Below are 11,516 nucleotides of genomic sequence, written 5' to 3'. Positions count from 1 at the left end.
TACAAAATAATTGTGTATTGCAGGAGGTTATGATGCAGGCTCCTATTGAAGAATTACGTGCCTTTGTGGAAAAGAACAGGCATGAAATGTTGTTGTTTTGGGAAAACCTGGTGAATATGCAGGCAGGCTCCCATGAAATCGAGAAGGTTAACAGGATAATTGACTTTTTGAAGAAGCATTTTGAAGCAGAAGGTATTGACTGCCGCCTTGTAGACAGCAAGGGCAGCGCCAATGTATTGGTTGCAGAGCTGAACAAGGATGTCCCCGGTAAGCCGCTTTTGCTTGCAGGTCATTGCGACACTGTTTTCCCTTCCGGCAGCTATCCTGACGATCCATTTCATATTAAGGACGGCTTTGCCTATGGTCCCGGCGTAGTGGATATGAAAAACGGCGTTGCCCAGATTTTTTATCTGCTGGTGGCCTTAAAGCATTTCGGCTACAAGGACAGACCGGTAAAGGCGGTGATTGTCGGTGATGAAGAAAGCAGTCATGGAGCAGGTATCGCTGATAAGATTTTGCTGCAGGAGGCTGAAGGCTCCTTATGCTGCTTTAATATGGAAAGCGGACGCATGGATAACTGCCTTACTGTCGGCCGCAAGGGCGGTATGGACTGCCATATCACAGTGCATGGCGTGGCGGCGCACGCAGGCAATGATTATCTGAAGGGACGCAATGCGATTATTGAAATGTCGCATAAGCTGCCGCTGCTGCAGGATCTGACGCTTTATGATGAGGGACTGACAGTAAGCGTAGGCGTTATCAAGGGCGGTATGGTTTCCAATGCCGTACCAGATATTTGCTATGCCGAGCTGGATGTACGCTACAAAAAGCTGGAGCATATGGAATATATCCAGCAGAAAATCCGCGAGGTCTGCGCCAAAACCTATATCGAAGGTACAACAACCGAGGTAGAGTTTGTAGCACCGATGCCGGCGTTTGAGGAAACAGAGGCCAACCATAAGCTGCTTGATTATATCAACAGCGTTGCTGCGAAGTTCGGTTATCCTGCTTCGGAGCCGATTTATGTCGGAGGTATGTCGGATGCGTCCTATTTTGGCAGTCTTGGTATTCCGACGGTCTGCTCTATGGGCGGTCAGGGCTCCGGTGCGCACACCAAGCAGGAGTGCGCTTCGGTAGACAGCTTCTTCCGCCGTTGGATGATTGCTGTAGCTTGCGCTATGGAACTGCAGGACTACACAGAAAAATTTGCATAATAAGCTAGGAGAAATGTATTGATGTCAAAGGAACAGGTTAAAGCCTTTAAGGCACCAAGTCCCATAATTATTCTGGTCTGCGTTATTTTGTTTTGCGCTTTGGCCAGCTATGTAATTCCTGCAGGTGTGTATGAACGCGTGAAGGATGTACACACCGGTAAAATGGTCGTTGACCCTGCTACCTTCCACTATGTAGCACAAAAGCCGACAGGCTTTATGGATTTCTTTACTTCCATCAACAAGGGCTTTAAGGGTGGTATCACTATTATCGCTTTCCTGTTTATGGTTGGCGGCTCGTTGAACATTTTGGCCAAGACCGGCGCTATTGTTGCCGGCCTCAGTGCTTTGGTTAAAAAAATGCGCAATCACAGTATTCTGCTGATTCCGGTGCTGATGACTACGCTGGCAACCTTTTCTACCTTAGCAGGCTGTAATGAGGAATATCTGGCCTTTACTCCGCTGGTAGTAAGCGTGGCGCTGGCGTTGGGCTTTGACTCCCTTACTGCGTTAGGCATGCTGTTCTGCTCCGTTGCTGCCGGCTATGGCGCAGGCTGCACCCAGCCGTTTTCCGTCGGCGTAGCACAGGGTATTGCCGGTGTGCCGATTTTTTCCGCTCTGCCCTATCGCGTAGGTATTTTCTTCGTCCTGCTGATACTGAATATTTCCTACGTTATGTATCATGCGCATAAGGTAAAGAAAAATCCGCAGAGCAGCCCTGTTTATGAAATTGACCAGGCTAAGACCCATGATATCAACATTGAGGAGGCAGAGCCGCTGACTGCGCGTCAGGCTGTCTGCTTAGCGCTTTTGGGCCTGAACTTTGTGGGTATTATCGTTGGCGTTTTGAAATTTGATTTTTATATGAATGAGATTTCCGCATTGTTCATCATCATGGGTGTTTTGTCCGGTATTATCTGCGGCCTGAAGCCCAATGATATCTGCGACGCCTTTCTTGACGGCTGCAAGGGTATGATGTTGCCCTGCCTGGCGGTAGCAATGTGTAAGGCGGCAACTATTCTGCTGGATAACGCCAGAGTTATGGATACCATCATTCATGCTCTCGCAGGTATGCTGGATGTATTCCCGTCCTCTGCGATTGCCTTCGGTATGTTCATTATCCAGGATTGCTTCAACCTGCTGGTGCCTTCCAGCTCCGGTCAGGCAGCAATTTCTATGCCGATTATGGCACCGCTGGCTGATATCGTGGGCCTGACACGCCAGACCGCAGTTTTCGCCTTCACCTTCGGTGATGCGTTCACCAACTGTATTACTCCTGCGTCCGGCGCAACGATGTCCTATCTGGCAATGGCAAACGTGCCTTATAAAAAATGGCTGCGCTTTGTACTGCCGCTGATTGGCGCATGGTGGATAGTAGCCTTCTGCTTCCTGACCTATGCAACAGCAATTAACCTCGGTCCGGTATAAAAAGCAGGCAATATAACGAATTTATCAAGGAAGTACGCTGCTGATAAAGCTGCTTGGAAAAATTAACTTTTTCTAAGCATTTTATTATCGCAGGTACTTCCTTTTTTGACTGTTTAGGTGTAAAATATTTGCTGTTCCGCAATTGTTTTTGAATACTTGCGGAATATATGAGAATACAGGTCAAAAGATGATTTTGACCGACGAGAGATTTAGAGAATTTTTAGAGATTTTAAAGAAAAAACTAAGTTAATCTGCAATGAGAATTATGAGAGAATGAGGGGGATGCAGATGGAATTAGCAGGATTTTTGGCATTAGGTGTTTTAGTTGGCTTATTGGGAGCGCTTTTAGGCATTGGCGGCGGTATGGTGATTGTACCGCTTCTGGTGTTTGTCTGGGATTATGAGCCACAGCTGGCCATCGGTACTTCGGTGCTGGTGGTACTGATGAATGCGGTTTCGGGGACCTGGGGCTATATCAGGCAGAAGAAGGCTTGCGTTGATGCGGCCTTGAAATTTGCCGTGGCTACCGTTCCCGGTGCATTTTTAGGCAGCTATGCCGCAGAATATCTGCAGGGCAGGCTTTTTTATCTGGTGTTTGGCGCTTTCTTTGTGCTGGCAGCGATAAATATGTATCGCAAGGCCAGTAAGAATGCGGCGGGTAAGACGGCCGGTGAGGTGCCGGAAGTCTATAACTGGAAGCTGGGCGTTCTTTGCAGCGTCGGTGTGGGTTTTTTAGCCAGCATTTTGGGCATAGGCGGCGGTATCGTCCACGTTCCCTTTATGGTATATGTACTGAATTTCCCGGTACACGTGGCCATTGCTACTTCTACCTGCATTTTGGCAGTTTCCTCGCTTGCAGGCTTAGTTTCGCATGCTATGCTGGGGCATATTGTGTGGAGTAGCGGCTTGGCGATTGGTGCGGGCGCCTTTGTCGGTGCTCAGGGCGGTGTAGCCTTGGCGCAAAGGCTACAGTCCGGCATTCTGATGAAGCTGGCGAGCGTGCTGGTGTTGATTACTGGTATTAAATTTTTATTGAATACTTTATAAAGCGCAGACGGTTTATAATTAAATATAGTGCAATAATAAAAGTTCAGTTTTGCATAAAAATGTGAGGCCAGATGCCCAGGTAATGGCATCCGGCAGTTGAATAATGTCACTGTCGTTGTTATGACGAAGGCAGAGATGTAAATGCATTACTGGCCTTCTGAATATACGCAAAAGCAGTCGCTGTCATCGTTGATGATAGAACGACTGCTTTTTTTTGCTGTCTGCGGCAATGCTTAAAGTGCTGCCGAGCAGGATGTTTGTGTAAGCTGTGAAAAATACCGATATGCAAACTGAACATAGCAAATTGATGAGAAATGAATATACTAATAAGCTCAGTTGTGAGTATAATACTACACATAACCTATTATTTGCATAAATTTTGGAGGTATTCACAATGAATGAACGTTATAAATTAAATGCACAGCTGGCACAGATGTTAAAGGGTGGCGTAATTATGGATGTTACGACACCGGAGCAGGCGCGTATCGCCGAGGCAGCAGGTGCCTGCGCTGTTATGGCGCTGGAGAAGATTCCTGCAGATATTCGCGCAGCAGGCGGCGTAGCACGCATGAGCGACCCGAAGCTGATTAAGGAAATTCAAAACGCAGTTTCCATTCCTGTTATGGCAAAGGTGCGCATCGGTCATTTTGTAGAAGCACAGATTCTAGAGGCTCTGGAGATTGACTATATCGATGAGAGCGAGGTGCTTTCTCCGGCTGATGATGTATACCATATCGACAAAACCAAGTTTAACGTACCGTTTGTCTGCGGTGCCAAGGATTTGGGCGAAGCATTGCGCCGTATCAACGAGGGTGCATCCATGATCCGTACCAAAGGCGAGCCCGGTACCGGTGACGTTGTGCAGGCAGTACGCCATATGCGCAAAATGAATCAGCAGATTGCACAAATCGCTGCTATGGAAGAAAACGAGCTGTTCAACGCTGCCAAGGAGCTGCAGGTTCCGTATGATTTAGTTGTTTACGTACACGAGCATAAACGCTTGCCGGTAGTAAATTTTGCAGCAGGCGGCGTAGCAACTCCGGCGGATGCAGCACTGATGATGCAGCTGGGTGCCGAGGGCGTATTCGTAGGCTCCGGTATTTTCAAATCCGGCGACCCGGCAAAGCGTGCGCAGGCCATTGTTAAAGCAGTAACCAATTTCAACGATGCCAAAATGCTGGCAGAGCTGTCCGAGGATTTGGGTGAGGCTATGGTTGGCATCAACGAGCAGGAAATTCAGCTGCTGATGGCGGAGCGTGGTAAATAATGAAAATCGGCGTTTTAGCACTGCAGGGGGCGTTTATTGAGCACGTGCAGGCATTGCGTCAGCTGGGCGTGGAGGCTGTAGAGCTGCGTCAGCTGCCGGATTTGGAGCAACCCCTGGACGGTATCGTCCTGCCGGGCGGTGAAAGTACGGTGCAGGGCAAGCTGCTGCAAGAGTTGGGAATGTTTGCACCGCTGCAGAAAAAAATAGCGCAGGGCTTGCCGGTACTGGCAACCTGCGCGGGTATGATTCTGTTGGCGGAAAAGCTGACGAACGACAGCAAGGTACATTTGGCAACTATGCCGATTACCGTGAAGCGCAATGCCTACGGCAGACAGCTGGGCAGCTTTTTTACCGAGGCTGAATTCGGCAAGCTGGGCAAGGTACCGATGACCTTTATCCGTGCGCCGTATATTGATAGCGTGGGTGACGGTGTAGAGGTGCTTGCTGCCGTAGATGAGCATATTGTGGCGGCACAGTACGGCAAACAGCTGGCGCTGGCCTTCCACCCGGAGCTGGACATAGCCAAAAGCACGGCCATCCACGAATATTTTGTCAGCCTGTGCGCTGCAAAATAATTATAGCTTCAGATAAGGCTTAAGCACGGTAAACAGTGTGTCTAAGGCCGGATACAGCTTATCATCCGCCAGACCGGTGTAATTCATTAGCAGGGTGTGCGAGCTGTCGCCAACCTTTTCGTGATAATAGTCCGAAAGGAATTTAATCTGAATGCCCTTGGCTGCTGCAGCCTGTACAAGCTGAGAATCCTTGGCATCGGTAGCAAGATGCAGCAGAAAATGCAGGCCGCTGTCCTCGCCTTCTACCGTAAGTGCAGGCGCAACATCGGACTGTGTGAGATACTGCAGCAGGCGATCGCGCTTGCTGCGGTAGTAGGTGCGCATTCTGTTGATGTGACGTTCAAAATAACCGTCCTCGATAAATTTAGCGAGCGTAAACTGCTCAAAATTGGATACAGTACAGGAATAAAAGCCCAGTTTGTCATAAAACAGCGATGCCAGGTGCGGTGGCAGCAGCATGTAGCTGATACGGAAGGTTGGTGCCAGTGTTTTGGAAAAGGTGTTGATATAGATAACCTTTTCCTCGGTATCAACACTCTGCAATGGCGGAATAGGCTTGCCGAATAGGCGGAATTCGCAGTCGTAATCATCTTCGATGATATAACGACTGCTTTTTTTTGCTGCCCAGCGCAGCAATTCGTAGCGGCGGCTGACGGGCATGACGATACCTGTCGGGAACTGGTGCGAGGGGCTGATGTGCAGAATATCGGCACCGCTGTTTTCCAGAACGTCGGCGCGGATACCCTGGGCGTCCATCGGCAGATAACGGCAGAAGACATCGTTGGCCTGATAAGCGGCTGCCAGCTGCGGATAGCCGGGATTTTCCAGCGCGTAGACGTGATTACGTCCCAAAAGCTGTACGATAAGGTTATACAGCGTCTGTGTGCCTGCGCCGATGATAATCTGCTCGGGTGCAACGTTCAGACCGCGGAACTGGTAAAGATGATGGGCGAGCGCCTGGCGCAGCGGCAAAACGCCGCCGGCGCTGGTGTCGCTGATGAGGGCGTGTTCGTCTGCTGTGGTGAGCGTGTTGCGCAAAAGGCGCGCCCAGATATTATAGGGAAAGGTGTCCGGCGGCACGCTGCTTTTGGCAAAGCTGAGGCCTGGTGCTGTTTGCGTTTGGAGTGCAGGCAGTGTTTGGCGTTCTGTCTTTTGTGGCAGAGGCTGCTGCTCAATGCGCGCCACGTAGTAACCGCGCTTGGGCTGGGAATAGATGTAGCCTTCGACAACGAGCTGGGCGTAGGCATTTTCTACGGTGATGAGGCTGATGCCCAGATTTTTGGCCAGCATGCGTTTGGAGGGCAGCTTTTCCTCGGCGTGCAGGACGCCGCTGGTAATATCATTTTTGATGCATTTGTAAAGGTGGGCGTACATGCTCTCACCCTGTAAATTGGCAAAGCTGTAGGTTAGCATAGCTTGTAATCCTTTCTTAAGTAGCAAGCTCAGGTTTAAATTTTGACTATATCGAAAATCTGCATAAGAGTCTAATTAATAAGTTCAGATGCAAATATGATACTATGTATTGGCTTAAAAGTAAAGCAGGCAGAAAAATAGTGCCAAATAAGGCAAAAAATCAGCCTATCCTACCCAAAAAACGCCTTTGGGGTAGGGGCAAATCACCAGGATTACCTTATAATAGAATTACACAAAATACAATAGCTGCAGGAAGCGAGGTGTAAACATGAAAAATTTAAAGAAACTGACACTCTTACATTCCAATGACCTGCATGGTGATTTCTTGGCTGAGAGAATTGATAATAAGCTTGTTGGTGGCGTATCCATGCTTTCCGGCTATATCAATAAGGTTCGCGCAGAAGAAGAGAATGTAATTTACTGCATCGCGGGTGATATGTTCCGTGGCTCCGTAATTGATGCGGAATACAAGGGCGTGTCGACTATAGAGATTATGAATCTGTTAGGTCCGGACGTTGTGACCATTGGTAACCATGAGGTTGATTACGGGCTGTCGCATCTGCTGTTTATTGAAAAATGCGCTAACTTCCCGATTATCAATGCCAATTTCCACATCCGCACGAATAATAAGCGCTTGTTTCAGCCGTTTTATATCGCTCATATTGACGGCATGAAGATTCTTTTCATCGGTATCATTACTGAGGACGTGCTGGCGCAGACGAAGATGGATAAGGTAATCGGTTCCTTTGTAGATATCTGCGAGGCGGCGGAGGAAATTGGCCGTATTTGTAATACCTACAATCCGATCGATATTGATTTTACGATTATTCTTACACATATCGGCTTTGAAGAGGATAAAAAGCTGGCGGCAATGCTGGACCCAGCTTGGGGCGTTGACGTTATTATCGGCGGTCATTCGCATACCTTTTTGGAGCAGCCTGTAAAGGTTAATGATATCCTGATTGTTCAGGCCGGAACAGGTACGGATCAGATAGGTCGCTTTGATATTATGGTGGATACCGACCTAAATGCGGTGGATACCTATACCTGGTCGACGGTGCCGATTGACGAAACCCATTGTCCGCGTGACGAGGGCCTGGAAAACTTCATTATGCACTATAAGGATTTGACGGATAAAAAGTACGGCAGACTGGTGACGCGCTTCGCCCGCAAGCTGGAGCATCCTTCGCGTGTTGCGGAAACCCCGTTAGGCAGTCTGGTGGCTGATGCGCTGCAGGAGAGCCTGGGCATTGATGTTATGCTGATGGGCTCCGGTGCTATCCGTAGCTATAATTTGGGACCGGTAGTGCTGTACAGCGACTTTACTGAATGCTTCCCCTATGATGAAGCGGTGTATATGCTGCCGGTTACCGGTGAGCAGCTGACGCGTATGATTAAACGCTTCCTGCGCGAAGAGGCTTTTACCGGCGAGCATACAGAATTTTACCAGCTGTCGCAGGGAATGCACGTAGTATGGAGCCGCAGCGGCCAATGCTTTAAGGAGCTGACGCTGGATGGTAAGCCGCTGGGCGCCGAGCAGATTTATAAGGTTGGCGTGTGCAAGTATCATTACAGCAGCCTGAAGCCCTTCCTGGATATCACGCTGGAGGAGATTGAGGCCAACGGCAGAGTACGCGTGCTGGCGACCTCGTACCGCGATGTGATTGAGGAATACTTTATGACGCATCAGCATCTCAAACGTGAGATTGAGGGGCGTCTGATTATTGAGGATTAAAGACAAAAGTGTAAAACAGATATAAAAAAGTACCGTCCCGGCATTTTTTGCCGGGACGGTACTTTTTAGGGGTATGTAGGAAGAATATGATATGTACGATGCTAATAAGGCATCTGCAAGCTTAATTATTTACCTCAGATATTAAGCATGATAGTAGCAAACAGTTTACATCTGCTGAAGAGGGTATCTACAACAGCAAATTCTTCTGCCGTATGGTTGCGTGCGCCCTGTACGCCGATAGCGCAGATTGTAGGAACGCCTGCAGCTGTAGCATAGGCACTGTCGCTGCCGCCGCCGACTGCTTTGGCTGTTGGTTGCGGTAAATTGCATTCTGCAGCTGCCTCCTGTACTAATTTGAGCAAAGCAGCAGTACCTGGAACCTCGTCCATGGATTTGAATTCCGTAACAGTCTTCATAACGGTTTTGGTATCGGGAACGTATTGCTTATCCGCAATAGCCTGTAATTTGGGTAACACTTCTTCCAGTACTGCATAGTCGGTATAGCGTGTATCGCAGGTGATTTTTGCGTAGTCAGGAACTGCGTTGCTGACTGTACCGCCTTCGAATAAACCTACGTTGAAGTTAATACCCTTGTCGAAATCGGTTAAGGCTTCGATATCAAGGCCCTTATGCATTAATTCTTTGATGGCGCTGCGACCGTTTTGCGGGTCATTGCCTACGTGCGCGCTGCGGCCATAGGCTTCCATGGTAAATTCATATCTGCCCTTGCGTCTGGTGACAACGCCCTGATCCAGGAAACCGGTTTCAAAGTTAAATGCAGCCAAAGCACCCTTGCTTTCCGCCAAAATTGTTTCGGAGGCATTACTTAAGTAATGTGCTACTTCTTCATCGCCTGCGAGGATTACTTTAATACCATGCTTGGTATAATTGTTTGCCAAAAGCACTTTTAAAGCTGTCAGCATGATAACAATACCGCCCTTCATATCAAGGCAGCCTGGGCCGTAGGCTTTTCCGTCAACAATTTTAAACGGACGCTCTGCTGCGGTGCCGTCCTTGAATACGGTGTCCATGTGACCTAATAAAACGATAAAATCCTTGATAGTATCGCCAATTTTGCCTACGAGAGTATTACCTGCTTTTTCAAATTCAACCTGGGTTGTAGCAAAGCCAAGTGTTTTTAAAATAGCTTCGATTTTTTGTGCGATGAAGTCAACGCCTGCTTTGTTGCCGGAACCGCAATCAACGTTAACTAATTCCTGCCAAAGCTGCAGCATGTTTTCCTTTTCGTCGTCTATCTGCTGCCAAATTTTGTTTTTATCTAATAATGTATCTGACATTGTTTTTGCCCCCTCAAAATAATAAAAGACTAATAAAGGCTAAGACCTTTATTAAAGAATACATCTTTTCGCCTAGTGTGTCAATAGGAGATATATGTGTATATAATTTAAAAATAAAAAGACTGAGATTACAGTTTGGCGCTGAACCTCAGTCTTTGGAGGAGTATTTATAATTTTATTTTATATATTTTGCGTGGGCGTCCTTTGGTTTCAGACATTTCCGAGCGGATTTCTTCCGCATAACCATGCTCCGTAAGGCAGGTGAGAATGCGGCGGGCGCTGCGGGGCAGGATCTGCAGTATCGTGGCAAGCTCCTGCGCATTAAGCTCATCACGTCCGTAAATTTTCAACGCATGGCAAATTTTGCTTAAGGTGGCCTGGCTGAGAGATGTCTTTTTGCTTACTGTTTCCAGCTGTGCGGATGCATACTGATAATCTATCTGTTGCGCACTTCCTAAAGGACCGCTGATGGTTTTGTCGTCAAGTACGACATACCAGCTGCCCTTTTTATCAGCGCAAGCATGCTTTAAAGCAATAACGGCATTATATTCTGCTTCGCGGGCACTGTTGCCTATACCGATGCCGCAGGCACGCAGGCTTTTGCTTAAATCGCGCAGCATCGGTAAGTCTGGCAGGCTGGTGAAGTTGTTGGTGAGCTGCTCTAAGCTGCCGCGCGTGGTGAAAATATAAAAATTACCTTCGTTGGCAGGCTTTAATGAGCCGCTGATGTTTTTGGTGTAGCTGATGAGCTTTTGCGAAATAGCAATTTCCCTGCTGTATAAGTCATCCACGGAATAAAAATTATCTTTATCTCCCAGAAGATTGAAGCTGAATACCTGCACGGCAATCTGGCCTTCCCTGAGTTTTTTTATCCGGAATTGAGTTAAAATTACGTTTAAAATATTTCGTACAGTAACACGCACCGGCATGATACAGAAGGCAGGGATGCCTTCCTGCTCCAATAAGTTTTTGACATAGCAGCTTCTGGTGACAGAAGCTTTAGTGATGCCTTTTTTAAAGAGCTCACGATGAAATGCAGCATATCCGTTGAGCGATAAGGCACCATGTTCATCGGATAAATGATTGATAACGTTATAGTTTATCTGCAGATCATCCAGAGCGCGGGTAATGTCATAATAGGGGATTGTATCTATACTTAATTCATCGATTTTAAAGCCTTGGTAAATAGTAGTGCAGAGCGTTTTATAAAAGCTGGCACCGCGGTAAGGAATGTAATAGACAGGCTTTTGTGCTTTGCCCCAGTTTTTTATATGCAGATAATTTATCTGGTCAAAGACGAGCCAGGCGTCAACCTCCTGTTGGTGGCTATCGATAATATTCAGTGTATGTGTTCCGTCGGCATCAATGAACGTAGCAATTTCGTAGTCATTATATTCTTCTATAACTTCCTGAAAGATATTTATATTATCTTTTTCGCCGATAATGCCTAACCTTATTTTCATATGAACCTCCAAGGAATAAAGAGTGGTTTGGTTATTATTCCTTATTATAGAATATATTATACACTGAATATAGTTTTGA

Annotated in this window: 9 protein-coding genes; 6 read left to right on the top strand and 3 right to left on the bottom strand. The window is 47.4% G+C overall.

The genetic code is table 11. The annotated features are described in order from the left end of the window. The first annotated feature begins 29 nt into the window (after positions 1 to 29). From Q0G26_RS04900 to pdxT, 5 genes are all read left to right on the top strand, one after another. Entirely contained in the window at positions 30 to 1,214 is a 1,185-nt protein-coding gene (locus Q0G26_RS04900) for a M20 family metallopeptidase (protein WP_293829000.1), read from the top strand. A 21-nt stretch (positions 1,215 to 1,235) separates the two neighbouring features. Then, complete coding sequence (locus Q0G26_RS04895) at positions 1,236 to 2,639, top strand: AbgT family transporter (protein ID WP_293828999.1); 1,404 nt, start codon at positions 1,236 to 1,238, stop codon at positions 2,637 to 2,639. A gap of 288 nt (positions 2,640 to 2,927) precedes the next feature. Further along, complete coding sequence (locus Q0G26_RS04890; protein ID WP_293828998.1) at positions 2,928 to 3,686, top strand: sulfite exporter TauE/SafE family protein; 759 nt, start codon at positions 2,928 to 2,930, stop codon at positions 3,684 to 3,686. Between the two features lie 394 nt (positions 3,687 to 4,080). Next, positions 4,081 to 4,953 (top strand): pyridoxal 5'-phosphate synthase lyase subunit PdxS, encoded by an 873-nt coding sequence (pdxS, locus tag Q0G26_RS04885; protein ID WP_293692892.1) that lies wholly within the window; start codon positions 4,081 to 4,083, stop codon positions 4,951 to 4,953. Next, complete coding sequence (gene pdxT / locus Q0G26_RS04880) at positions 4,953 to 5,528, top strand: pyridoxal 5'-phosphate synthase glutaminase subunit PdxT (RefSeq protein WP_293828997.1); 576 nt, start codon at positions 4,953 to 4,955, stop codon at positions 5,526 to 5,528. Before pdxS ends, pdxT begins: the two co-directional genes overlap by 1 nt. Here the strand turns inward: pdxT and Q0G26_RS04875 are convergent, their stop codons facing one another. Continuing rightward, the gene (locus tag Q0G26_RS04875) at positions 5,529 to 6,941 is read right to left on the bottom strand and encodes a PLP-dependent aminotransferase family protein (protein WP_293828996.1); all 1,413 of its coding nucleotides are present in this window, start codon (positions 6,939 to 6,941) and stop codon (positions 5,529 to 5,531) included. Positions 6,942 to 7,209: 268 nt separating this feature from the next. On the opposite strand from Q0G26_RS04875, the gene Q0G26_RS04870 reads away from it, so the two are divergent. Then, positions 7,210 to 8,676 carry a bifunctional metallophosphatase/5'-nucleotidase gene (locus tag Q0G26_RS04870; protein WP_293828995.1) on the top strand — a complete coding sequence of 489 codons (1,467 nt, stop codon included), beginning with the start codon at positions 7,210 to 7,212 and terminating at the stop codon, positions 8,674 to 8,676. Positions 8,677 to 8,810: 134 nt separating this feature from the next. On the opposite strand, the gene Q0G26_RS04865 is transcribed toward Q0G26_RS04870, so the two are convergent. Beyond that, positions 8,811 to 9,974, bottom strand: a complete 1,164-nt coding sequence (locus Q0G26_RS04865; protein ID WP_293828994.1) for a M20 family metallopeptidase — start codon at positions 9,972 to 9,974, stop codon at positions 8,811 to 8,813. A gap of 167 nt (positions 9,975 to 10,141) precedes the next feature. Further along, on the bottom strand, positions 10,142 to 11,437 hold the full coding sequence (locus Q0G26_RS04860) for a hypothetical protein (protein ID WP_293828993.1): 1,296 nt from the start codon (positions 11,435 to 11,437) through the stop codon (positions 10,142 to 10,144). Positions 11,438 to 11,516 lie beyond the last annotated feature (79 nt).

It is taken from the genome of uncultured Phascolarctobacterium sp. (assembly GCF_934190775.1).
Lineage (GTDB): Bacteria > Bacillota > Negativicutes > Acidaminococcales > Acidaminococcaceae > Phascolarctobacterium_A.
This window is presented reverse-complemented; position numbering and strand designations above follow the sequence as displayed.